Source organism: Flavobacterium sp. (assembly GCF_046155325.1).
Taxonomy (GTDB): Bacteria; Bacteroidota; Bacteroidia; order Flavobacteriales; family Flavobacteriaceae; genus Flavobacterium.
Genome location: NZ_JBJXDQ010000013.1, coordinates 31422 through 58118, shown reverse-complemented (window position 1 = coordinate 58118; position 26697 = coordinate 31422). Strand labels below are relative to the sequence as shown.

Here is a 26697-nt window from a genome sequence, read left to right as displayed (position 1 = left end):
AAGTATCGGGACTCAGTTCGTCGCATTTGCTTCCGCCTGTTCGGCTAAAGCCTCGGTCTTTGAAAACCCTGTTTCGTTAGAAACAGGGTTTTTTATTTTGAATCGACGTGTTCGTCACAAATTATCTGGACTCGGTTCGTCGCCTTTCTTTAAACCCTCATTCGCCAAGGCGAATGAGGGTTTTTTATAGGTTGTCTTCCTTTTTTTTTAGGGTTTATCTAAATTATTATTTTTAACAACTAATTTTAGATTAAATAATATTCTTATTTTATTATATTATCTCAATTTCAAATTAGTTTTTTCTCAATTTATAATTGTATTTTTGCATCGTTTTTGTAAAGTAATTTTGCTTTACAATATACCAAACAAAACAACTACAACAATAATAGAATGAATCAAACAAAATATATTTTTGTTACAGGCGGGGTAACTTCTTCATTAGGGAAGGGAATTATTGCGGCATCATTAGCAAAATTATTACAAGGAAGAGGATATAGCACAACAATTCAAAAGTTTGATCCATACCTTAATGTTGATCCTGGTACTTTAAATCCTTATGAACATGGAGAATGTTATGTAACAGATGATGGGGCAGAGACGGATTTGGATTTAGGACATTATGAGCGTTTTTTGAATGTTCCTACTTCGCAGGCTAATAATGTGACTACTGGTAGAATTTACCTTTCGGTTATTGAAAAGGAACGTAGAGGGGAGTTTCTAGGTAAAACGGTTCAGGTTGTTCCTCATATAACTAATGAAATTAAGGAAAGAATGCAATTGCTAGGGCAATCTGGTGATTTTGATATTATAATTACCGAAATAGGGGGTACTGTTGGTGATATTGAATCCTTACCGTACATTGAATCTGTTCGTCAATTAGTTTGGGATTTGGGTGATACTAATGCTATCGTAATTCACTTGACTTTGATTCCTTATTTGGCTGCAGCTGGGGAATTGAAAACAAAACCAACACAACATTCTGTTAAAACTTTGATGGAAAGTGGTATCAAAGCCGATATTTTGGTTTGTAGAACAGAACATGAAATTTCAGATGAAATTCGGAATAAACTAGCCTTATTTTGCAATGTAAAACGGGAAGCTGTAATTCAATCTATTGACGCTTCTACTATTTATGAAGTACCTAATTTGATGCTAGAAGAAGGTCTTGATGTTGTTGCTTTAAAGAAATTAGATTTACCTAAAAAGGCAGCTCCAGATTTAAAACATTGGAATACTTTTTTACGTAGATTAAAGCATCCAAAACACACTGTAAACATTGGTTTGATAGGAAAATATGTAGAAATGCAAGATTGTTACAAATCTATTTTGGAGGCTTTCATTCATGCAGGTGCTGCAAATGAAACTAAAGTAAATGTGATTTCGATACATTCAGAATTTTTAGATGTTACTGATGTAGCCGAAAAATTTGCAGGACTTGATGGGATCCTTGTTGCTCCAGGTTTTGGAGAAAGAGGTATTGAAGGAAAAATTGAAGCGGTACGTTATGCTCGTGAAAATAACATGCCCTTTTTTGGAATTTGTTTGGGGATGCAAATGGCTACTATCGAATATTCTAGAAATGTTTTGGGTTATGTCGATGCTAATTCTACTGAAATGAATCCTAAAACGAAGCATCCTGTTGTGAATTTAATGGAAAATCAAAAAACGGTTACTGATAAAGGAGGAACAATGCGTCTAGGAGCTTGGAAATGTGACATTAAACCTAATACATTGGCTCATAATATTTATGGCACTACTACTATTTCTGAGCGTCATCGTCACCGCTATGAATTTAATAGCCAGTATTTGAAGGAATTAGAAAAAGCTGGTCTAAAGGCATCGGGATTTAATCCAGAAACAGGTTTAGTAGAGATTGTAGAATTAGAAAACCACCCTTTTTATATAGGAGTACAATATCACCCAGAATACAAAAGCACTGTTGAAAATCCACATCCGCTTTTTGTAAGTTTTGTTGCTGCTACAGTTAAAGCGAAGAAGAAATAACAACCAGTTTTATTAATTTAAAAATAATATTCAAATCTTTGACTTTGCATTAATAGTGAATTTAGAGATTGATACGATACAAAATGGAAGAAAAAAAATTAGATCTTAATTCGATAATTGGTTTCATATTAATATTTGGAATTTTAATTTGGATTATATACCAAAATCAACCTTCAGAGGCGAAAATTGCAGCCGAAAAAGCAAAGAAAGAACAGGTTAAAAAACAAGAAAAAGTAAATCAAGTTGTTGTAAATCTAAACCCTGTAGCGCCTTTAACTATAGTAGCTGGAGATTCAACACAATTGGCTAATGCTCAAAAAACTTTAGGTGGTTTTGCATATTCTGCTTCGCTTCCATCGGCAAAAGTTAGTTTTACTACTATTGAAAACGAGGTGTTAAAACTTAAGATAGCCAACAAAGGAGGTTTTATTGTGGAAGCTTCGCTGAAAAATTTCGAAAAATTTAAAAAGGGTTCGGGTCAATTAGTAGAACTAATTAAAGACAATAATTCTGATTTGAATATTCAATTCCTAACGGCGGATAATCGTACTTTAAATACCAAAAACTTGTATTTTGAACCTACTTTATCAAAAGTAGGAACGGATCAAATACTGTCTATGAAATTGAAAGCGGGTGATAATGAATTTTTAGAATACAAATACATTTTAAAGCCTAATGATTATATGGTTGGCTTTGATCTTAGGTCTCAAGGATTGAATAAAGTATTAAATATTGCTAAACCCTTGGATCTAGAATGGAATTTTAAATCTTACAGAAATGAAAAAAGTGTTTCTTATGAAAATAGGTATGCCGAAGTCCATTTTGAATATGAAGAAGGGAAAACAGATTATGTAGGGCAAGGAAATGATAAAGTAGAATCTCCAATAAAAGTAAATTATATTGCCTTTAAACAACATTTTTTTACTTCTATATTATTGACGGACAAACCATTTGAAACCTCAAAATTAAAATCGGACAATCTTGTTTTAGATGAAACCATAGATACTACTTTTACGAAGCAATTTAAGGCTAATGTTCCATTGGCTTTTACAAATGGAGAAATAGATTATAAAATGAAATGGTATTTTGGACCATCAGATTATAAAACTTTAAAAAAGTATGATAAAAATTTAGAAAAAATTATTCCATTAGGTTGGGGGATTTTTGGATGGATTAATATTTTTATTTTTATTCCATTATTTGGCTTTTTAAGTTCTTATATTGCTTATGGAATTGCAATTATAATATTTACTATATTAATTAAAATTGCCATGTCGCCTATTACCTATAAGTCATTTTTATCACAGGCAAAGATGAAAGTGCTTAGACCTGAAATTACTGAATTGGGTGAAAAATTCAAAAAAGACCCAATGAAGAAGCAACAAGAAACAATGAAATTATATAATAAAGCTGGAGTGAATCCTATGGCTGGTTGTATTCCGGCATTAATTCAAATTCCGTTTATGTATGCTTCGTTTCAGTTTTTTCCATCAGCATTTGAGTTAAGGCAAAAAGGTTTTCTATGGGCGGATGATTTATCTTCTTTTGACCAAATTTTCAAATTGCCTTTTCATATTCCTTTGTATGGTGATCATGTTAGTTTGTTTCCAATTTTGGCATCAATAGCTATTTTCTTTTATATGAAAATGACTTCTGGTGATCAACAAATGGCTGCTCCTCAGCAAGAAGGTATGCCAGATATGGCTAAAATGATGAAGATTATGATTTATGTTTCGCCTATTATGATGTTAATTTTCTTTAATAGTTATGGAGCAGGATTAAGTTTGTATAATTTCATTTCAAACTTAATTACTATTGGAATTATGTTTGTTATCAAAAACTACATTGTTGATAGTGATAAAATACATGCTCAAATACAAGAAAATAAATTAAAAGAACCTAAAAAACAAGGTAAGTTTCAACAAAGATTGCAAGTAGCAATGGAACAGGCAGAAGCTCAGAAAGCTAAAAATAAAAAATAATATGTTTTTTAAAATCCCGATTTATCGGGATTTTTTTGTTAGAATAATTTTTTCAGAAAGAATACGTTTATTTTGAAATAATACTTATGAAAACCTTTTATAAAATAATCTTTTTAATTGTGTTGCTTTTCAATTTTTTGAATCTTCATTCTCAAAATGAATTCAATAAACTAGATGACAATGGAAATAAACAAGGGCTTTGGAAAGGGGTTTATGATGACACCAAAAACCCTAGATTTGAAGGTAAATTTGAGCATGGAAAAGAAGTAGGACTTTTTGTTTTTTATGACAATACAAAACTAAAGACAGTTATTGCTACCAGAGAATTTAAACTTCAAACTAACGAAGCTTACACCATTTTTTATGATCAAAATAAAAATATAGTGAGTGAGGGTAAAGTAGTTAATAAATTATTCGAAGGGCAATGGAAATTTTATCACAAAGCATCCAAAGTTGTAATGACTATTGAAAATTACGTAAATGGCAAACTCGAAGTTTTACGAACTGTTTTTTATCCTAATGGAAAGATAGCGGAAGAAGTAAATTACAAGAATAATAGCAAAAACGGGCTTTGTAAAATATATGCTCAAAATGGAGTTGTAATTGAAGAATCTAATTATGAGAATAACAATTATAATGGAATTTCTATTTTTAGAGATACAGATGGGAATCTTGTATCAAAAGGTGACTTTGTTAATGGAAAAAAATCTGGAATTTGGCAATTTTACGAAAAAGGAAAATTAGTAAAACAAACCAATATGAGTTATCCTGAAAGAAAAACAAAAACTAAATAGTATTCGTTTTTCTATAGATAAAACTGATATAAATCTTCGTAACTTTGTTTCCTTGTCAAATTGTAATTGTTTTTAAATGAAACGTGTAGTTGTAGGACTTTCTGGAGGTGTCGATTCAAGTGTTGCAGCTTATTTATTGCAAGAGCAAGGCTTTGAGGTTATTGGGTTATTTATGAAAAACTGGCATGATGATTCGGTAACAATTTCTAATGAATGCCCTTGGTTAGAAGATAGTAATGATGCTTTATTGGTTGCAGAAAAACTAGGTATTCCTTTCCAAACAGTTGATTTAAGCGAAGCTTATAAAGAGAAAATCGTAGACTACATGTTTAACGAATATGAAAAAGGGAGGACTCCAAATCCCGATGTGCTTTGTAACCGCGAAATAAAATTTGATGTTTTTATGAAAATCGCTTTAAGTCTTGGCGCCGATTATGTGGCAACGGGGCATTATTGTCGAAAAGGGGAAATTGATGTTGATGGAAAAACAGTTTACCAACTTTTGGCTGGAGCCGATAACAACAAAGATCAATCTTATTTTCTTTGTCAATTATCTCAAGAGCAACTGGCTAAATCATTATTTCCAATTGGAGAATTAACCAAACCTGAAGTCCGTGAAATTGCAATGGAACTTGACTTAGTTACTGCCGAGAAAAGAGATTCTCAAGGGTTGTGTTTCATTGGAAAAGTAAGATTACCTGAATTTTTACAACAAAAATTAAAATCCAAAGAGGGTTTGATTTACCAGATTGATGAAAATAATCCTGTATATAATTTAGAAAAAGAAGAAGGACTTTCAACTGAAGAAAAATTGTCTTTTGAGGCAAAAAAAATAGGTTATACGCCAGAGATGGGCAAAGTAGTTGGTAAACATCAAGGTGCTCATTATTTTACAATTGGTCAACGAAAAGGACTTAATGTAGGAGGTACAACTGATCCTTTGTTTATTATTGCAACAAATGTTGAAACGAATACAATTTATACAGGACTAGGAAGTCAGCATCCGGGATTATTCAAAAAAGCTTTGTTTATAGAAAAATCTGAAATACATTGGATTCGAAATGATATGGTTTTGGCTAATGGAGAAGCTATGCAGGTTATGGCAAGAATCCGTTACAGACAACCTTTGCAAAAAGCCACTTTACATCAATTTGAAAACGGTATGTATGTTTCTTTTGAAGAATCACAATCGGCAATTACAGAAGGACAATTTGTAGCTTGGTATATTGAAAGCGAATTAATTGGTTCCGGAGTAATATCTTAAATTATTAGTTTATTAACCAAATAAATATGAAAATCATATACTTTCTTTTTTTCTTGTTTGTTTACACTGCTACTTTTTCTCAGGTAGAAGATGCTTGGGTTTATTTTAAAGATAAACGAAATTCTGAAGCCTATCTTACTACCCCTTCGACAATGCTAACCCAAAAGGCAATTGATAGAAGAATTGCTCAAAATATTCCATTTGATATTTTAGATGTCCCAATTGAACAATCCTATATTAATCAGATTACGGCTTCTATTGGAGTTACAGTTAAAGCCAAGTCAAAGTGGTTGAACTGTGCTCACGTTCGTGGTTCGCTAGCAAATATCAATGCATTAAAATTATTTTCTTTTGTAGATCATTTAGATTTTGCAAATCATGCTCTTAATACTGCTAAAATAGGTACAGCAAAAAAAACAAAGAATTTACCAGTAAACAAAACAGTAGCAACAGCAGGCAATTACGATTATGGAAATTCCGCAAATCAAATTCAGATGCTCAACGGACATTTATTACATCAATTAAATTATACGGGATCAGGAAAGGTCATTGCTGTTTTGGATTCGGGTTTTCCAAATGTTAATACCGCTCAGCCTTTCCAAAGATTAATTAGTAATGGTTTAATTTTAGGGGGTTATGATTATGTAAATAAAAATTCAAATTTTTATACTGGAAATTCACATGGAACATTAGTACTTTCATTAATGGGAGGTTATAAAGATGGGCAATTAATTGGAACAGCACCAGATGCGAAGTATTATTTATACATTACGGAAGATAATGCGGATGAAAATCCTGTAGAAGAATCTTATTGGGTTGAGGCCGCAGAAGAAGCAGATAGAGTGGGAGTGGATATTATTACTACTTCTTTGGGGTATTTTGATTATGGACCAAATTATCCAGCTTATAGCCATACTTATTCCGATATGACTGGAAATGTTGCTTTTGCTTCTCAAGGTGCAAACATTGCTTTTAGCAAAGGAATTATTGTTGTTGCAAGTGCAGGAAATGAAGGGAATAATCCAACAGAAAAACATATTGGTGTTCCGGCTGAAGCTCTAAATGTAATTGCAGTTGGTGCTGTAAAATCCGATAAAACTTATGCTTCGTTTAGTTCTATTGGTCCAAGTTTTGATGGTCGTGTAAAACCTGATGTAATGGCTCAAGGACAAAATCCTTATTTTTCAGACACTTCAGGGAATATAGTTAATAATAGTAGCGGAACTTCTTTTTCCTGCCCCATAACAGCTGGGTTAATTGCTTGTTTGTGGCAGGCTTTACCAACGATGACCAATAAACAAATTAAAGAATTAATTATCCAATCTGCTGATAAATTTTCTACTCCCACAAACCAATTAGGATATGGAATTCCAGATTTTAATTTGGCTTTCGCCAATGGATTGTCAATAATATCTTTTTCAGAATCCGATTTAGTGATTTATCCCAATCCGACAAAAGATTTAATTAAGGTAAATTTACCGGAAAATTCGAGTCCAAAAAAACTTTATATTTATTCTGTTTTAGGTCAAAAAGTACTAGAAAAAGAAGTGTTTAATCAATCATCAAATGTTACTTTAAAGTCATTAGAAAATGGAGTGTATTTTTATAAAATCGAAGGTTATGGTTTTTATAAAAGTGGAAAAATTATAAAACAGTAATTTTTGATTAATGAATAAAATAACCCAACTTTTCAATATCAAATACCCCATTATTCAGGCAGGTATGGTTTGGAATTCGGGGTATAAATTAGCAAGTGCCGTTAGTAATGCTGGCGGTTTGGGTTTGATAGGTGCGGGTTCTATGTATCCTGAAGTACTACGAGAACATATTCAAAAATGTAAAAAAGCTACTGATAAACCTTTTGGTGTTAACATTCCAATGTTGTATCCAAACATTGAAGAATTAATGACTATTATCGTCGAAGAAGGCGTGAAAATAGTTTTTACATCGGCTGGAAATCCTAAAACTTGGACTTCTTTTTTAAAAGAAAAAGGAATAACGGTAGTTCATGTAGTGAGTAGTTCGGTCTTTGCATTAAATGCACAAGAAGCAGGAGTAGATGCCATAGTTGCCGAAGGATTTGAAGCTGGTGGTCACAACGGGAGAGAAGAAACAACAACATTCACCTTGATTCCGATGGTGAAAGAAAAAATAAACATTCCACTTATCGCTGCTGGAGGAATTGCCACAGGAAGGGGAATGCTTGCTGCACTAGTTCTTGGTGCCGATGGCGTACAAATAGGAAGTCGGTTTGCAGCTTCGGTTGAATCTTCTGCTCACATGAATTTTAAAAATAAAATTATAGAAACTAATGATGGTGATACCCAGCTAACTTTAAAAGAATTAGCACCCGTACGTTTAATCAAAAATAAATTTTATGATGACGTTCAACAATTATATGCACAATGTCCAACGAAAGAAGAATTAGCTGAGCTATTAGGTAGATCAAGAGCAAAACGTGGTATGTTTGAAGGGGATTTAATAGAAGGAGAACTCGAAATAGGTCAGATTGCAGGAATAATTCATGAGATAAAACCAGCTGTTGAGATCATTAATGAAATAATGCATGATTTTAATTTGGCTAAAAATGATCTCACTAAATTTAATTTCTAGAATCTTATTTTTATTACATTTGATTGCTTTCAAAAATAATATGATGTCAAAAATTAAAATTTTTATAATACTGCTATTTTTTGGTTTAAATTCCCAATTCACTTTTGGTCAAACGTATAAATTTAAAACTTCTGGATTAAGTGTTTTAGAAAAAAAACAAAATGGGAAGTGGGGTACTTGGTCTGATTTAGAATTAGTAAATATTTTAATTAAATTAGATACGGATAAAAATAGAATATTAATTTATTCTGAGGCTATTCAAGTCTTTGAAATAGTAGATTATTTTCCCTTCGTTGAGGGGAAAACAGATAATTCACATTCATTTACTTGTATTGATAATTTAGGCGAGGAATGTACTTTGTCGATAATCATTCGAAAAAATCAAGACAATCGCAAACAGTTATATATCAATTATGACAATCGTGTTATTGTTTATAATGTTTCAAATTATTAATCCATTTTAGGGTTTAATTAATAAACCAAAACAGCACATGAGAAAGTATTTTTTTTTAATTTTTATTATTTTCATTGCAAATATTCAAGCACAACAAAGACCTAAACTAGTGGTTGGAATTGTAGTTGATCAGATGAAAATGGAGTATTTATATCGTTTTTCGGATGATTTTTCCCCCAATGGTTTCAAGCGATTGATGAATAACGGATACACTTTCAACAACATGCATTTTAATTATATGCCAACGTACACAGCGCCTGGGCATGCCTCGATTTATACTGGTGCAACTCCATCAACTCATGGAATTATTGCAAATGATTGGTTCAATCGTTCTTTAGGTAAAGATATGTATTGTACAGATGATGTTGATGTTAAAACCTTAGGTGATGGTTCCTTAAAAGAAGGTTTGATGTCGCCTAAAAATTTATTAAGCACTACGATTACTGATGAGTTAAGAATGGCAACCAATTTTAAAGGAAAAGTTATTGGAATAAGTTTGAAAGATCGTGGCGCTATTTTACCCGCGGGTCATTTTGCTAATTGGGCTTTTTGGTATAGTAATACAGGAGCTTTTATTTCTAGTTCTTTTTATGGTGTAGCATTACCAGATTGGGTTACTGAATTTAACAATGAAAAAAAGTACATGAACTACATCAATAAGGGGTGGGATTTGCTTAAACCATTAGCTACATATAATGAAAGTTTAATAGATGATAATCCTTATGAGAGTAAAATTGACAAAACGAAAGGTCCTGTTTTTCCTTATGATTTAGCTAAGTTATATGCTAGCAAAGGTGCAGAAACACTAAGAGTAACTCCTTATGGGAATGATTATTTAGCTGATTTTGCAATTAAAGCAATACAAAACGAGAATTTAGGAAAGGATGATATAACTGATTTTATAACTATAAGTTTCTCTTCAACAGATTATATTGGTCATGAATTTGGACCCCGTTCCATGGAAATACAGGATACTTATTTGCGCTTGGATGAAACTTTGGCAAAGTTCTTAAACTATTTAGATACAACAGTTGGGAAAGATAATTATTTACTTTTTTTAACTGCAGATCATGCTGGAGCAGAAAATCTTAATTATTTGAAAGATAATAAATACAATGTTAAAACCATTGTAATAAAAGAATTTGTAGAAGGATTAAAGCAATTTTCATTAGATACTTTTGGAGTAAATTTGGTTTTAGATTACTCAAATTTTAACCTGTATTTTGATAGAAAGGTTATTAAAGAAAGAAATTTAGATTTCGATAAAATTAAAATTTTTTTTAAGGATTATATTAAGCTACAAGATCATGTAAGAAGAGTATATGACGAGGAGGAAATTTTAACCTCATCAGAATCTGATTATTATTTAAGTTTTATTGCTAAAGGGTATGATCCTAAACAATCTGGGGATTTAGTTGTATTGGATAAGTTGGCCTATACATCATACAAAGCAACAGGTACAACACATGGCTCACCAAATAGCTATGACACTCATGTACCATTGCTATTTTATGGTTGGCATATACCAAAAGGGGAGTCGTTTGCTAAAAAACAAATTACACAAATAGCACCAACACTATCTCAAATGCTCAGAATTACATTTCCTAACGGAACGGAATCTCAAGTTTTGGAAGAAGTTTTGGGTGGAAAATAGCCTTGTTTTTAAAATAACCACAAAAAAATCCCATTTCATTTTTTATTGAAATGGGATTTGGTATTTATTAGACTGTAGCTTCTACCGGCAAAGGAATTTGATTTTTGAGCAAATCTTCAAAAGTCTCGTGAGCTCTAATTAAATGTCCTTCGCCATTGAGCCAAAGTACTTCTGCAGGTTTGTAACGAGAGTTATAGTTTGATGCCATCGAAAAACAATAGGCTCCAGCATTTCTAAAACTAAGAATATCGCCTTCATTGATTTCGGATATTCTGCGGTTATTGGCAAAAGTATCTGTTTCGCAAATATACCCTACAACTGAGTAGAAACGTTCTTTCGCTTTTGGGTTTGAAATATTTTCTATATGATGTTGAGAACCATAAAACATGGGTCTTATTAAGTGGTTGAAACCACTGTCAATTCCAGCAAAAACGGTTGAAGTAGTTTGCTTTACAACATTTACTTTAGCCAAGAAATACCCAGCTTCGCTTACCAAGAATTTTCCAGGTTCGAAAATTAAGGTCAAATCTTTGCCATATTCTTTACAGAAGGCATTGAATCTTTTTGATAATTTTCTACCTAATTCTTCGATATCTGTTTCGACATCATCTTTTTTGTAGGGTACTTTAAAACCACTTCCGAAATCTAAAAACTCAAGGTTTTTAAAACTTCTAGCTGCATCAAACAAAATTTCTGCTGCATATAAAAACACTTCAATATCTAGAATATCAGAACCCGTATGCATGTGAATTCCAACGATATGCATTTTTGTATTTTCGACAATACGCACTAAATGTGGTAATTGATGAACTGAAATACCAAATTTACTATCGATATGACCTACCGAAATGTTGGCATTACCACCAGCCATTACGTGTGGGTTAATCCGAATGCAAACAGGAACGTGTGGGTGTTTTGCTCCAAATTGTTCCAATATGGATAAATTGTCAATATTGATTTGTACTCCCATTGCCGATACCTCTTCGATTTCTTCTAGAGAAACACCATTTGGCGTGAAAAATATCTGATCTGGAGAATAACCTGCGTGCAGTCCTAATTGTACCTCCTGAATTGAAACAGCATCTAAACAAGAACCGCATTCTCTCAACAATTGAAGAATAGCAACGTTTGATAGTGCCTTCATCGCGTAATTGATTCGCAATTTTTCTACCTTAGAAAAAGCATTGGTTAATCTTTTATATTGAGACTGGATTTTTGCCGCATCATATACATATAATGGACTTCCAAATTGTTCTGCTAATTGTACTAATTCTTTAGGTTGCATTGTAATATTTTTATGCAAATTTATTATTCTTTATCGATACTCACAAGGGGAAAAATTAAAAATAACAAATTATAACAAATTGTTTTAAAACAAACATTAAGTATTATATTGTGGTTTTTTAAACAAAAAAGCCCCTGAAAAAATTCAAGGGCTTCTAAAAATATTTAGTAACTATTAAACTCCTGCTAAATCTCCACCTTCTTTTGATGGTAAATTACTGGAGCCCATTAAGTAAATATCTACTTGTCTCGCAGCTTCTCTACCTTCAGAAATCGCCCAAACTATTAAAGACTGTCCACGACGCATATCGCCAGCAGTAAAAATATTAGGAACATTGGTTTGGTATTTACCATATTCCGCTTTATAATTGCTTCTGAAATCAAGTTCTAAACCTAATTGGCTGCTCAATGTTTTTTCAGGTCCAGTAAAACCTAAAGCTAATAAGGCTAAATCACAAGGCCATGTTTTCTCAGAACCAGCTACCTCAATTAATTCAGGGCGTTGTCCAGGAACGATTTTCCATTCAACATTTACTGTTTTAAGAGCGATTAATTTTCCGTTTTTATCTTTAATAAATTCTTTAGTATTAATCAACCAGTTTCTTTCCGCACCTTCTTTATGTGATGAAGATGTTTTAAGTTGTAAAGGCCAAAATGGCCAAGGTGTAGTTTCGCTTCTTCCTACTGGAGGTTTTGGCATAATTTCAAAATTGGTTACCGATTTTGCACCATGACGATTTGATGTACCCACACAGTCTGAACCAGTATCTCCACCACCAATTACGATAACATCTTTACCAGTAGCCATGACTTGGTTTTCTACTTTTTGTCCAAAAACAACTTTTGTTTGTTGGGTTAAGAAATCCATAGCTTGAACAACACCATCGGCATCTGCTCCAAGAGTTGGTAAACCTCTTCTTTCCGTAGCTCCACCGCAAAGTACAATTGAATCAAAAGCTTTTAAGTCGTTAATGTCATAATTGACACCAACATTGGTATTTACTTTAAATTCAATTCCTTCTGCCTTTAAAATCGCTAAACGACGTTCTATAATTCCTTTTTCCATTTTGAAATTAGGAATTCCATAACGCAATAATCCACCTATAGCATCGTCTCTTTCGAAAACTGTTACTAAATGTCCAGCTCTGTTTAGTTGCTGTGCAGCAGCTAATCCTGCAGGTCCTGAGCCTATTACGGCTATTGTTTTACCTGTTCTTGTTTTTGGAGGTTGTGGTTTAATCCAGCCTTCTGCAAAGGCTCGTTCCACAATGTTTTTCTCAATATTTTCTATCGAAACCGGTTCTTCAATTAGTCCTAATACACATGCTTTTTCGCAAGGTGCTGGACACAATCGCCCTGTAAATTCAGGAAAATTATTAGTTGAATGTAATATCCAAGATGCTTTTTGCCATTCGCCTTGATGAACCATGTGATTAAAATCTGGAATTAAATTTCCTAGAGGGCATCCGCTATGGCAAAATGGAATACCGCAATCCATACAACGAGATCCTTGTTTGGTAATTTCAGTTTCACTTAATGGAATCGTAAATTCATTATAATGTGCAACACGCTCTTTTACTGGCGTGTACGACTCGTCTTCTCTTTCAAATTCTTTAAAACCTGTAACTTTTCCCATTATATGTTATGCTGTTAATTCTTCTACCATTTGTTCTTCTGTTTCCAGACGTTTCAATGCTTTTTTGTACTCTGTAGGCATTACTTTTACAAATTTGCTCAAACTATCAGCCCATTCGGCTAATAATTTAGTCCCTTTTGTACTGTTGGTATAGCTTACGTGTTTTTCGATTAATGCTTTCAATTCTTGTGCTTCTTCTGCTTCAATCTCTTCAAATTCTATTGATTCTGTATTACACAATCCGTTGGTAAATTTATTTTCTGGATCATAGATGTAGGCGATACCACCACTCATACCAGCTGCAAAATTTCTTCCAGTTTTACCTAGAACAACTACTTTTCCGCCAGTCATATATTCACAACCATGATCTCCAACTCCTTCAACCACTGCTATGGCTCCAGAATTACGAACAGCAAAACGCTCACCCGCAATTCCATTGATGTAGGCTTCGCCCTCGATTGCACCAAATAAACAAACGTTACCAACAATAACATTGTTTTCGGCAATAAATGTTGCAGTAGCTGGTTTTTTGACAATTAATTTAGCTCCAGACAATCCTTTACCTAAATAATCGTTCGTATTTCCATCAACAGTAAAAGTTAATCCATGAGCACTAAAAGCTCCAAAACTTTGACCAGCAGAACCTGTAAAATTAATGTTCAGTGTATCTTCAGGTAAACCAAGATGTCCATAAATTTTAGATATTTCATTACTTACAATTGCTCCAACAGAGCGGTTTACATTGTTTATATTATAATTTAAAGTTGTTTTTTCTTTTCTGTATAAAGCTCTGTGAGAGTCTTTTAATATCTGAAAATCTAAAACACCGTCTAAACCATGATCTTGCTTTTCGGTATTTCTAACTACCATATTTCTATAGGCAGCCGGTCTGTATAGGATAGATGATAAATCTAAACCTTTCGCTTTGTAATGCGTAATTGCTTTATTCGAATTTATTTTATGCGTTTGTCCCACCATTTCTTCTAAAGTTCTAAACCCTAGTTGCGCCATGATTCCTCTTAATTCTTCGGCAACATAAAAGAAGAAATTAATTACATGTTCTGGTGTTCCTTTGAAGTTTTTGCGCAACTCTTTATCCTGAGTTGCAATACCTACAGGACAAGTGTTTAAATGACATTTACGCATCATAATACATCCAGAAGCAACAAGAGGAGCAGTGGCAAAACCAAATTCCTCCGCTCCTAATAAAGCGGCAATTGCTACGTCACGACCTGTTTTTAACTGGCCATCACATTCTACAACAATTCTGCTTCTTAGGTTGTTTAATACTAATGTTTGTTGCGCTTCGGCCAATCCAAGCTCCCAAGGAAGTCCTGCATGTTTTAATGATGTTAACGGAGATGCTCCTGTTCCACCATCATAACCTGCAATTAAAACCACATCAGCTTTTGCTTTAGCAACACCAGCGGCAATGGTTCCAACACCAACTTCTGAAACTAATTTAACATTAATTCTAGCTTCTCTATTGGCATTTTTTAAATCGAAAATTAATTGTGCTAAATCCTCAATGGAATAAATATCATGGTGTGGTGGAGGTGAAATCAATCCTACAAAAGGAGTTGAATTTCTAGCTTCGGCAATCCAAGGCAACACTTTTTCGCCCGGTAATTGTCCTCCTTCTCCAGGTTTTGCACCTTGAGCCATTTTTATTTGTATTTCTTTAGCACTTGATAAATAATGGGATGTTACACCAAAACGCCCTGATGCTACTTGTTTGATAGCTGAGTTACGACTATCGCCATTGATGTCTGGCTGAAAACGCGTTCTGTTTTCTCCACCTTCACCTGAATTCGATTTACCACCTATTCGGTTCATCGCGATAGCTAAGTTTTCATGCGCTTCTCTCGAAATAGACCCATATGACATGGCTCCAGTTTTGAAACGTTTTACAATTTCTGTCCAAGGCTCTACTTCTTCTAACGGAATTGGATTTAAATTATCAAATTCAAACAAACCACGAATGGTCATCAGATTTTCAGCTTGATCATTTACTGCTTTAGCATAAACATCATAACTATCTTGATCACTTAATCGTACCGCTTGTTGTAATTTTGAAATGGTTAACGGATTAAACATGTGTCTTTCGCCATTACGTCTCCATCTGTAGTCTCCACCAATATTCAGTCCTAATCTATTAGGTATTAAATTATCTGGATAAGCGTATTTGTATCTTTCGCTAATTTCTTTCTCAATTTCGTACAATCCAATACCTTCAATTCTTGATGTAGTGTAAGGGAAATATTTTTGTACAAATTTAGAATTGAAACCAACGATTTCAAAAATTTGTGAACCTCTGTAAGAATGTAATGTCGAGATTCCAATTTTATTCATGATTTTTAGAATTCCAGAACCAATAGCTTTATTGAAATTATCAACTGCTTTTTGTTCGCTAATTCCTGTAATAAAGCCTTCTTGCACTTGTACACGAATAATTTCATTAACCATATACGGATTGATAGCACTTGCACCATATCCAAATAATGTAGCAAAATGGTGTGGTTCACGTGGTTCAGCAGATTCAATAATAATATCGAAATACGAACGCTTGCGCAAACGATTCATCTGGTGATTCACATAAGAACAAGCTAATAAAGAAGGGATTGGTGCAAAATCTTTATTAACACCTCTATCCGAGAGGATAATGATATTGTTTCCTTTATCTAAGGCTTTGGTAATTTGAACAATTATGTTCTCTAAAGCATCTTCAAGACCATTTAATCCTTTTGCTTTAGGATATAATATTTCGATAGTTTCTGCTTTGAAATTATCGATAGAAATATTTCTAATTTTCTCTAAATCATTATTAGAAATAACAGGATTTTGAATTCGTAGTTTTCGACATTGTTTGCTTGTAATGTCAAATATGTTTCTGTCTTGTCCTAATGCAAGGCTAATATCAGTAACAATTTCTTCCCGAATTCCATCTAATGGGGGATTGGTAACTTGTGCGAAAAGTTGTTTAAAATAGTTTGCTATTAATTGAGGTCTGTCTGATAAAACGGCTAAAGGAGTATCAGTTCCCATTGAACCTAGCGCTTCCTTACTCGTTTGAGCCATAGGGGTAATCATATCTTGAATATCCTCTAAGGTATAATTAAATAAACGCTCTCTTGTTTTTAAATCGATAGTCTCAATAGGACAAACCTCAGAAGTTGCCGGAACATCTTTAAGGTTCAATCGGTATTGTTTTAACCATTCTTTATAAGGGCGTTCAGAAACAATTTTACTTTTTATTTCCTCATCATTGATTATACGTCCTTCGTTCATATCGACCAAGAACATTTTTCCTGGTTCTAATCTACCATGACTTTCAACATCCTCAGGGGCAACTTCGACTACTCCAATTTCAGATGCCATAATTAGTTTGCCGCTTTTTGTCACAGTATAACGAGAAGGTCTTAAACCATTACGATCTAGTAATGCACCAACATAATCTCCATCACAAAATGGTACAGATGCAGGACCATCCCAAGGCTCCATGATACAAGCATTATATTCATAGAATGCCTTTCTATCTTCAGACATGGTTTTGTGTTTCTCCCATGCTTCAGGAATCATCATCATCATTACCTCTGGAAGAGTCCTTCCGGTATGCATCAATAATTCAACAACCATATCCATAGAAGCCGAATCTGATTTTCCAGGTAAGATAATTGGGAATAATTTATCTATTTGAGGCCCGAAAATTTCACTTTTCATGATTTCCTCACGAACTCTCATTCTACTTACGTTACCTCTCAAGGTGTTAATCTCACCATTTTGACACATGTATCTAAAAGGTTGAGACAATTCCCAAGTAGGCATTGTATTGGTTGAGAAACGTTGGTGTACCAAGGCTAAACGAGTAACCAAATCGGTTTGTTGTAAATCAGTATAATAAGGACCAATATCTTCGGGCATAATTATACCCTTATATATCAGGGTTGTAGTAGACAAGCTAGGAACATAAAAATACGAAGATTCCGAAATTTTAGAATTTGCAATGAAATGCTCGGTAATTTTACGCGCAGCATAGAGCTTAGCTTTAAAAACAACTTCCTCTATAGGATCTTTTTTACCTATAAATATTTGCTCAATTTTTGGCTCAGAAGCCAAAGCGATTGGTCCCAATTGAGAAGAATCAACAGGTACTTCTCTCCATCCTAAAACAGAAAGTCCTTGAGCTAGTATTTCCTTTTCAAACACTTCTTTACAAAAAACATATTGATTATCTGTTTTAGGCAAAAAAACCATCCCAACAGCATATTCTCTTGCAGCTGGTAATTTGAATTTACAAACCCTATTAAAATACTCATAAGGTATGTCTATCATTAACCCTGCTCCATCTCCGGTTTTTCCGTCAGCACTAACTCCTCCACGATGTTCTAATCGAACTAGAATTTCAAGTGCATCGTGTATGATTTGATTTGTTTTTTCTCCTTTAAGATTGCAAATAAAACCAGCTCCACAATTTTCATGTTCAAATTCTGGTAAATAAAGACCTTGTTCTTTAATTTTCATGCTTAATAATTTTTATGCAAAAATAAAGATTTCATTAAATATAATGAATTGAAAACAACTTAAGAAATATATTTTTACAGTAATGTTAGAAAAGTGTAAATAAATTAACAATAAAACATTCTTTTTGATTACTATTGATAAATTAATAATTTTTTTGGTTTTAATGGCTTTAAATCAATAAAAAATCAACCTAATTGATGTCTAATATTGAGATAATAATATTCAAACCAATTTATAATGCAATTTAAAACTTGTACCGCATTAAATATTTCAAACGAAACATAATTTTTTGTTATTTTTTTACGATAATTTAATTCTAAAAAAGATTTTAAATTAAACTTGAATTTGTTATTTTTGCGACACTTAATTTCTGGAATAAATCCAGAATCATGTCAAAAACTTCAATATGGATATACACGAATATCAAGGAAAAGAAATTCTTGCCAGTTATGGCGTAAAAGTGCAACGTGGTTATGTTGCTAATAACCCACAAGAAGCAGTTGCAGCTGCAAAACAATTAACAGCTGAAACAGGTACTGGATGGCATGTTATTAAAGCTCAAGTTCACGCGGGTGGAAGAGGAAAAGGTGGTGGAGTAAAATTGGCGAAAAACTTGCAACAAGTAGAAGAAATTTCTAGTCAAATAATTGGAATGCAATTGATTACTCCTCAAACTTCTGCCGAAGGAAAAAAAGTACATAAAGTTTTGGTTGCTGAAGATGTTTATTATCCAGGTGAAAGTGAAACTTCCGAATTTTATATGTCAGTTGTTTTAAATAGAAGTATAGGTCGAAATATGATTATGTATTCTACAGAAGGTGGAATGGATATCGAAGAAGTTGCGGAACATACTCCTCATTTAATTTTTACGGAAGAAATTGACCCAACTGTTGGTTTGCAAGGTTTTCAAGCCAGAAGAATTGCTTTTAATCTTGGACTTTCAGGAAATGCTTTTAAAGAAATGGTGCAATTTGTAGATGCTTTGTACAAAGCGTATATCGGTTCTGACGCTTCTATGTTTGAAATTAACCCAGTTTTGAAAACTTCGGACAACAAAATTATAGCTGTTGATGCAAAAGTTAATTTAGATGATAATGCTTTATACCGTCATCCAAAATTAGCCGAAATGCGTGATGTTCGTGAAGAAAACCCAATTGAGGTTGAAGCAAAAGAAGCAGGGTTAAATTATGTTGATCTTGATGGAACAGTAGGTTGTATGGTTAACGGAGCTGGTTTAGCAATGGCAACGATGGATTTAATAAAATATGCCGGTTTTGAACCAGCAAATTTCCTTGACGTTGGAGGTACAGCTGATGCAAAACGGGTAGAATTAGCGTTCCGCATTATTTTAAAAGACCCTAATGTTAAAGCAATTTTAATCAATATTTTTGGTGGAATCGTTCGTTGTGATCGTGTGGCTCAAGGTGTAGTTGACGCTTACAAAAATATGGGAGACGCTATTAAAGTACCTATCATTGTTCGTTTACAAGGAACAAATGCAGAAATTGCAAAAGAATTAATTGATAGTTCAGGAATGCCAATTTTATCTGCAGTTCAGTTTCAAGAAGCGGCTGATCAAGTTCAAAAAGCACTTTCTTAATTAGAAAAATAGTTATAAAGTAGAAAATCCTGTTCGCCACGGCAAACAGGATTTTTTTATGGAATTTATTTTTTTTTTTACTTTTTGGGTAAGAACTTAGGATTTCTTATTCTTACCGAAATTGAATTTTACTTTCTCTACTACTTGTGTTTTATTATTCCCTTTTGGGAATTCTTTTTTGGAAGTTCTTTTTGTAGCAGGTTTTGATTTAGATGGGCTTTGATCACCTCTTGCTTTATCTTCATCTTTTGGTTTTGCCTTAAATTCGGGTCTTTCTTTCTGTCCTTCTTTTGCTGGGATTTCAGCTTTATGTTTCGCCAAAACCGCGGTTGGATTCTTAGGGTTTTCCTTTGTGCCACGAAGGTGAATCACTAATCCGTTCAAGAAATTGCGCAACACTTGGTCACCACATTCTACATAATTTTCATGATTTTCTGCACGAAAAAATGCACTTAATTCTGTTTTAGAAATTCTAAAATCTACCAATTCTAAAATTTCAACTATTTGATCGTCACGAAGCATTAATGCTACTCTGAGTTTTTTGAAAATATCGTTGTTTGTCATTTTTATTTTTTAAATCTGAATTAGATTGCAAAGATACAGTTTTACAAAACCTTCTCTCAATATTTTTTTGGGACGTATTCGTCTTTTTAAAAAATCTAAATCGAATTTTGTATTTTTACCAAAAATAGTTGCCTTATGAATAGTTTTGAGGAGAAAAGAAATTTATTGTTAGAAATGATTGCTTTTTCTACAGTAGATGGTCAACTACATAAAAGAGAATATGATTTTCTGTTACTTGTTGCCAAAGAACTACAAATAGAAAAAGAAACATTTAACGATTTGTTTCATCAAGAAATCCCTCAAACACCAATAAAATCCGATTTTGAACGTATTCAACAGTTTTATCGTTTGGCTTTATTGATGCATTGCGATGGGGTTTTGCACAGAAAAGAAGAAAACGCTATTAAACAAATTTCGCTAAATATGGGATTAAACCCTAATGTCATCATGAGGATTCTTAAAATGATGAAAAGCGATTCTACACCAATTATTGAACCCGGAGTCTTATTGAAAATTTTCCAAGAACAACTCAATTAGGGTTTTCTACCATAAAAAAAACAGTTCATTGAACTGTTTTTTTTATGCCTTTTTGATAATAATCGAAAAAATCAGCTTTTTTGCCTAACGTCCTAGTGTAGTTAAAAGTAGTTGGAAATTAACAAAAAAATATTTTTTATAGGTTTTAAAATTAAAAACTACTAACATTTAGTCGGCCACCTGTCATACATTTTCCACTTAATGAAGGTGTAGCAACTGCGCTACTTAAAATAGCTGATTTTATTTCGCTTGCCGTTGCGCTAGAATGTGTTGCAGCATATAAAGCACAGGCGCCAGTTACATGTGGAGTAGCCATAGAGGTTCCGTTGTAGCTGGCATAACCCGATACAATTTTACCTTTTGAACTTAAAGGAACTGATGAATATATCCCAGATCCAGGAGCGCCTAAATCTACAGTAGTTCCGCCAAAATTAGAAAAGCTACTTAAACCCCCAGTACTTGTAATTGAAGCTACTGCAATAATATTGCTGTTAGTATATGATCCTGGATAAGAAGCAGTAACATCATTATTACTGGTTGAATTACCAGCAGCGGCAACAAAAAGAATACCTGCTGCATTGGCCCTTTCTATAGCATCATATAATCCTTGAGAAAATCCACCACCTCCCCATGAGTTGTTGGTTGCTACGATATTAATTCCACGATTGTTTTTCAAATCCGTGAAATAATCTACTGCTTTAATTGCGTTTGCAGTGGTCCCTCCATTTCGACCTAAAAATTTAGCATTCAATATTTTTACTGACCAGCACATACCAGCAACTCCTTTTCCGTTACCTCCAACTGCACCAATTGTTCCAGCCACATGAGTTCCATGATCATCACCTGTTCCGTCAAAAACAGTATTGTTGTTTCCATCAAAATCCCATCCGTATACATCATCAACATAACCATTGCCATCATTATCAATGCCATCGGCGATTTCTCGAATACTATTACCTGCATTTGCAGCTAAATCTTCATGAGTATACATATAACCTTCGTCTATTATGCCTATATAAACTGTAGATAAACCAGTATTTCCTGCTGCCCATGCTTTGCCTGCTTGTGAGCCGAATGCATTAGCTGGACTTGTGGTATCACCATACATTCCCCATAGAGAACCATTTTTATAATAGGTATCATTTGAAACAGCATAATGTTGATAAATCCAGTTTGGCTCTGCATACTCAATTTCAGTTGAGTTTTTAAGCAGTTCAATAGATTCCATTGTGCCTAGTTTTGTAGAAACCAAGATTAGCTCATTTACACTTCCAATAGTTTTTGCATTTAAAGTTTTTACGTTGCTTGTTTTTATAGTTTCAATAACATTTCCACCAATAAGAGACAAAATATTTGATTTTGTCCTTCCGTAAGTTATGCTATTACCATTTTTGATCTTAATAAGAATTTCGCCAGGCACAAACTTCATTTGTGTAGTATTTTGATCAGATTCTTGTGAGAGCTTACTATCGTTTGTACAAGAAAAGATAATTAATGATAAAGTGACCATAAAAAGTCTAAATAGATGATTTAATTTCATGATTTACAATTTGTTAGAGTTAATTATAAAGTTCGAATGTACAAATAAAATAAATAATATTAAAAAAACACTCTTGTTTTTTGACCCAGACATTACAATTTTCACATAATAATCTGTGTACATTTTGCAAAATTTGTGTTTTAAATCTTTTCTTGCAACAGCTTAATTTCGTCACGCAGTTTTGCCGCTTGCATAAAGTCTAAATCTTTAGCGGCTTTTTCCATGGCTTTTCGTTTTTCACGAATACGTTTTTCGATTTCAGGTTTCGAAAGGTATTCAGTAACGGGCTCCGCCGCCATAGTCGTAGTATGGCCTAACTCATAATCTACTAATGGATTTTTGGAAAAAGCACTTTCGATTTTTTTGTTCAGTGCCATTGGAACAACATTGTTCTCCGTATTGAAATTAATTTGTTTGGTTCTGCGGTAATTGGTTTCATCAATGGTTTTTTGCATACTTGCCGTAATTTTATCGGCATACATAATTGCTTTTCCGTTTAGGTTTCTAGCAGCACGTCCTATGGTTTGAGTTAGTGAACGATGGCTTCTTAAAAAACCTTCTTTGTCGGCATCAAGAATCGCAACCAATGATACTTCAGGTAAATCTAATCCTTCACGGAGTAAATTTACACCTATCAATACGTCAAAAATTCCTTTTCGTAAATCTTGCATGATTTCAATTCGGTCTAGGGTATCTACATCTGAATGAATATAGCGACAACGAATGGAAACTTTATCTAGATATTTTGCTAATTCTTCTGCCATTCTTTTAGTCAATGTGGTGACCAAAACGCGTTCGTCAATTTCGGCTCGGGTTTGTATTTCTTCTATCAAATCATCAATTTGATTCAAACTCGGACGAATTTCAATAATGGGATCTAATAATCCCGTTGGGCGAATGACTTGTTCTACATACACCCCATCGCATTTTTGTAATTCATAATCAGCTGGCGTAGCCGAAACATAAATCACCTGATTTTGCATGGCTTCAAATTCTTCAAACTTTAAGGGGCGATTATCCATTGCTGCGGGTAATCGAAAACCATACTCTACCAAATTTTCTTTTCGGCTTCGATCTCCTCCATACATGGCATGAACCTGTGATAGCGTTACATGACTTTCGTCAACTACCATCAAATAATCATTCGGAAAATAATCTAATAAACAGAATGGTCTAGTGCCAGGTTCTCTTTGATCCAAATACCGAGAATAATTTTCAATTCCAGAGCAATAACCCAATTCTCGAATCATTTCTAGATCAAAATTGGTTCTTTCCTCAAGCCTTTTGGCTTCGAGGTGTTTACCAATTTCTTTGAAATAATCTACTTGCTTGACCAAATCCTGTTGGATTTCCCAAATGGCATTTTGCAATACATCAGGTGAAGTCACAAACATATTGGCGGGATAAATCGTCAGCTGTTCAAATCGTTCAATGACTCTAGAAGTTTTCAAATCAAAGCTTTCGATTTCTTCGATTTCATCACCAAAAAAATGGATTCGATAGGCATCATCAGCATAACTCGGATACACTTCGAGGGTGTCGCCTTTGATTCTGAAATTTCCTGGACTGAAATCGGCTTCGGTTCTAGAATATAAACTTTGGACTAGACTGTGTAACAATTTGGTTCGGGAGATGATTTGGTTTTTGGCAATAGCAATAACATTCTTCTGAAATTCAACAGGATTCCCTATTCCATAAATACAGGAAACTGAGGCAACCACAATAATATCACGTCGTCCAGAAAGTAGGGACGAGGTGGTGCTCAAACGCATTTTTTCTAGTTCTTCGTTGATGGATAAATCCTTTTCGATAAAGACACCTGATACTGGCATAAAGGCTTCGGGCTGGTAATAATCGTAGTAAGAGACAAAATATTCTACGGCATTATTCGGAAAAAATTGTTTAAACTCCGAGTACAATTGCGCTGCCAAAGTTTTGTTATGTGCTAAAACAAGAGTAGGTTTTTGAACTTCTTGAATGACATTTGCCACAGTAAACGTTTTACCAGAACCTGTTACGCCCAATAAAGTTTGATAGCGTTCATCGGTAATAATACCTTGCGATAACTTCTCGATTGCTTGTGGTTGGTCACCTCTAGGTTGATAATCGGATACAATTTGAAAATTCATTTACTACTTTTCTGAACTGTAAAGTTACAAAGGAAATATGTAATTAATAGTTATGAAAATAGTTAAACTTTGATTCCATTTTTTAGTAAATATAATTGAATATTATAGGTTGAGAATTGAGAATTGCGTCAAAATTCGCTTACTTGTTATAAGTCAAACGACTTAATATCAATTTCATTTTCCATATCCAATTTGTTTAATTTGAGTATTGTTTTATGTATTTATTTCAAAATAAACCGATTTACTTTTTTATTATTTTAGTAACCAATTTTTTTAAAATTAAATACTTTATGAAAATTATCAAAAAACTTCACGAACTTTGTAGTTTAATAGAACTATATGAAAATAAACCTTAAAAACGGAATAGACAAGCTCCTTTTCGGAATGAAGCCAAAGGATGTTTTGGCTATTTATGGAACTCCGGATAAAGAGTATAAAGACGAAGATGACAATACCATTTTCGCCTATAATTTCTTAAAGATGCGTTTGACTTTCTATATAGAAGAAGAATTTAAACTTGGCTATATTGTGGCCTCAAGTACTGAACTGGAGTTATTTGAAAATAAAATTATTGGTATAAAAATTTTAGAAGCTAAAAAAGAATTGTCCCCAAAGGGAATCGTTAAGTTTACCAAAGAAGATTTTGATACTTATGAAAATTATTTCAATGAAGACAATTGGTTTATACTGCAAACTGAATTTGAAGAGGTAGTTAAATTTGAAATAGGAGCTATAATCAATGATAAAGACGAATTTGACTGGAAGTTTAAATCATAAAAAAAACACCGAAATCAATAGAATTGAATTCGGTGTTGTAAATAAGATTGATAAATTTTATTTTTTTAATTCTGTTTTAGGCTCTTTTGGTTTAACCTCTTCTGGTTTTTTTACAACTTCTGGTATTACTTCAATCATTTCTAATTCAAATATAATATTGGTATTGGGTGGTATTACACCACCAGCACCTCTTTCTCCGTAGGCTAATTTTGAAGGAATAAAAACAATTGCTTTATCCCCATAAGTCATTTGTTCTAAACCTTCGATAAATCCGGGAATTAAGCCTTCCTTTTTCCCTGCTTCAAAAGGAATAGGTCGGTAGCCGTTTTGTTCTGCTCTTTTTGGATTAAAAGTCCCATAATCTTTACAAACATCAGGATAACTACTGTCAAATAAGGTTCCATCTTCGAAATAACCCGCATAGTTAAAATTAAAAGTGGTCCCATTTGCGGGCTTAATTCCAGTACCTTTATTAGATATTTTATAGGCTAAGCCCGATTCAGTTACAGTAGCAGATGGTTTTGTAGCATCAAAATAGATTTTTTTTGCCGATATTACTCCAGCAAATTTCTCAAGATACTCTTTTTTGGCAGCAGCCATAATTGAGTCCTGTTTTCTTTTATTTTCAGCATCAATCAAAGCTTCTTTTTTATCGTCATCAGCCTTGTTAAAATAGTAATCCGAAAATATTTTTGAAGCGTTAAATGCCTTAGCAGCAGCTCCTTTTCTAGCAATGGTGACCTTTTTTATGATGTCATCTTGAGCGACTAAATTTACAATATTCATACCCTGAGTAACGTGCCCAAAAATGGTATGTTTTCCGTCTAACCATGGGGTTTCTTTGTGCGTAATAAAAAACTGACTGCTGTTGGTTTTAGGACCAGAGTTAGCCATGGAAAGAATTCCAGGTTTATCGTGTTTTAAATCGGTAAATTCATCCTTAAAAGCATAACCAGTACCTCCCGACCCATTGCCTTCTGGATCACCTGCTTGAATCATAAAATCCTTAATCACTCTGTGAAATTTTAGCCCATCATAAAACGGTTTTCCAATTGATTTTTCATTGGCTACAAAAGCATTTTTTCCTTCTGCCAACGAAATAAAGTTAGCAACTGTAATAGGTGTTTTAACATATTCTAATTGAACAACGATATCTCCTTTTGAAGTACTTATTGTTGCAAAAATACCTTCGTTATCTACAGGTTTTTTGGTTACTGGTTTTACAGCAATAGTTGCTAATTTACTTTTAGCGACTGCTTTTTTTGTAGTTTGAGCCTGCATATGAAGCATTCCCAAGAATAAGAATAATACAATTTTTGATTTCATTTTTTTTAAGTTTAGGTT

At 33.4% G+C, this 26697-nt stretch carries 19 protein-coding genes; 12 read left to right on the top strand and 7 right to left on the bottom strand.

Going from position 1 to position 26697, the window contains the following annotated elements; genetic code table 11:
- The 9 genes from ACKVOD_RS01450 to pafA all read left to right on the top strand — a co-directional run.
- Window positions 1-190: hypothetical protein (locus tag ACKVOD_RS01450; protein ID WP_409207706.1), on the top strand; the 190-nt coding region annotated here is incomplete at its 5' end.
- A 200-nt stretch (window positions 191-390) separates the two neighbouring features.
- The gene (locus ACKVOD_RS01445; protein WP_409207705.1) at window positions 391-2004 is read left to right on the top strand and encodes a CTP synthase; all 1614 of its coding nucleotides are present in this window, start codon (window positions 391-393) and stop codon (window positions 2002-2004) included.
- A gap of 83 nt (window positions 2005-2087) precedes the next feature.
- Window positions 2088-3986, top strand: a complete 1899-nt coding sequence (gene yidC, locus ACKVOD_RS01440) for a membrane protein insertase YidC (RefSeq protein WP_409207704.1) — start codon at window positions 2088-2090, stop codon at window positions 3984-3986.
- Window positions 3987-4072: 86 nt separating this feature from the next.
- Window positions 4073-4780: a toxin-antitoxin system YwqK family antitoxin gene (locus ACKVOD_RS01435; RefSeq protein WP_409207703.1), complete on the top strand. Its 708-nt coding sequence runs from the start codon at window positions 4073-4075 to the stop codon at window positions 4778-4780.
- A gap of 76 nt (window positions 4781-4856) precedes the next feature.
- Window positions 4857-6044, top strand: coding sequence for a tRNA 2-thiouridine(34) synthase MnmA (mnmA, locus tag ACKVOD_RS01430; protein WP_409207702.1), 1188 nt, complete (start codon window positions 4857-4859; stop codon window positions 6042-6044).
- 26 nt (window positions 6045-6070) lie between these two features.
- Entirely contained in the window at window positions 6071-7702 is a 1632-nt protein-coding gene (locus ACKVOD_RS01425; RefSeq protein ID WP_409207701.1) for a S8 family serine peptidase, read from the top strand.
- Between the two features lie 10 nt (window positions 7703-7712).
- The gene (locus tag ACKVOD_RS01420; protein WP_409207700.1) at window positions 7713-8657 is read left to right on the top strand and encodes an NAD(P)H-dependent flavin oxidoreductase; all 945 of its coding nucleotides are present in this window, start codon (window positions 7713-7715) and stop codon (window positions 8655-8657) included.
- A gap of 43 nt (window positions 8658-8700) precedes the next feature.
- Window positions 8701-9111, top strand: coding sequence for a hypothetical protein (locus ACKVOD_RS01415; protein WP_409207699.1), 411 nt, complete (start codon window positions 8701-8703; stop codon window positions 9109-9111).
- 37 nt (window positions 9112-9148) lie between these two features.
- Window positions 9149-10765 (top strand): alkaline phosphatase PafA, encoded by a 1617-nt coding sequence (gene pafA / locus ACKVOD_RS01410; RefSeq protein ID WP_409207698.1) that lies wholly within the window; start codon window positions 9149-9151, stop codon window positions 10763-10765.
- Between the two features lie 67 nt (window positions 10766-10832).
- Here pafA and lysA read toward each other — a convergent pair whose 3' ends face one another.
- The 3 genes from lysA to gltB all read right to left on the bottom strand — a co-directional run bounded on the left by lysA (window position 10833) and on the right by gltB (window position 18206).
- Complete coding sequence (gene lysA, locus ACKVOD_RS01405) at window positions 10833-12050, bottom strand: diaminopimelate decarboxylase (protein WP_409207697.1); 1218 nt, start codon at window positions 12048-12050, stop codon at window positions 10833-10835.
- A 174-nt stretch (window positions 12051-12224) separates the two neighbouring features.
- Window positions 12225-13685, bottom strand: a complete 1461-nt coding sequence (locus ACKVOD_RS01400) for a glutamate synthase subunit beta (protein ID WP_409207696.1) — start codon at window positions 13683-13685, stop codon at window positions 12225-12227.
- A gap of 6 nt (window positions 13686-13691) precedes the next feature.
- Window positions 13692-18206: a glutamate synthase large subunit gene (gene gltB, locus ACKVOD_RS01395; RefSeq protein WP_409207695.1), complete on the bottom strand. Its 4515-nt coding sequence runs from the start codon at window positions 18204-18206 to the stop codon at window positions 13692-13694.
- Between the two features lie 406 nt (window positions 18207-18612).
- Between gltB and sucC the strand changes: the two genes are divergently transcribed.
- Entirely contained in the window at window positions 18613-19806 is a 1194-nt protein-coding gene (gene sucC, locus ACKVOD_RS01390; RefSeq protein WP_409207694.1) for an ADP-forming succinate--CoA ligase subunit beta, read from the top strand.
- 96 nt (window positions 19807-19902) lie between these two features.
- Here sucC and ACKVOD_RS01385 read toward each other — a convergent pair whose 3' ends face one another.
- Window positions 19903-20370 carry a DUF1456 family protein gene (locus tag ACKVOD_RS01385; protein WP_409207693.1) on the bottom strand — a complete coding sequence of 156 codons (468 nt, stop codon included), beginning with the start codon at window positions 20368-20370 and terminating at the stop codon, window positions 19903-19905.
- Between the two features lie 135 nt (window positions 20371-20505).
- Here ACKVOD_RS01385 and ACKVOD_RS01380 point away from each other — a divergent pair, with 135 nt between their 5' ends.
- Window positions 20506-20907 carry an excinuclease ABC subunit B gene (locus ACKVOD_RS01380; RefSeq protein ID WP_409207692.1) on the top strand — a complete coding sequence of 134 codons (402 nt, stop codon included), beginning with the start codon at window positions 20506-20508 and terminating at the stop codon, window positions 20905-20907.
- Window positions 20908-21058: 151 nt separating this feature from the next.
- Here the strand turns inward: ACKVOD_RS01380 and ACKVOD_RS01375 are convergent, their stop codons facing one another.
- Window positions 21059-22447, bottom strand: coding sequence for a S8 family peptidase (locus ACKVOD_RS01375; protein ID WP_409207691.1), 1389 nt, complete (start codon window positions 22445-22447; stop codon window positions 21059-21061).
- Between the two features lie 140 nt (window positions 22448-22587).
- Entirely contained in the window at window positions 22588-24576 is a 1989-nt protein-coding gene (gene uvrB, locus ACKVOD_RS01370; RefSeq protein WP_409207690.1) for an excinuclease ABC subunit UvrB, read from the bottom strand.
- 339 nt (window positions 24577-24915) lie between these two features.
- On the opposite strand from uvrB, the gene ACKVOD_RS01365 reads away from it, so the two are divergent.
- On the top strand, window positions 24916-25353 hold the full coding sequence (locus ACKVOD_RS01365) for a hypothetical protein (RefSeq protein WP_409207689.1): 438 nt from the start codon (window positions 24916-24918) through the stop codon (window positions 25351-25353).
- Window positions 25354-25410: 57 nt separating this feature from the next.
- Here the strand turns inward: ACKVOD_RS01365 and ACKVOD_RS01360 are convergent, their stop codons facing one another.
- Entirely contained in the window at window positions 25411-26679 is a 1269-nt protein-coding gene (locus ACKVOD_RS01360; protein WP_409207688.1) for a peptidylprolyl isomerase, read from the bottom strand.
- Window positions 26680-26697 lie beyond the last annotated feature (18 nt).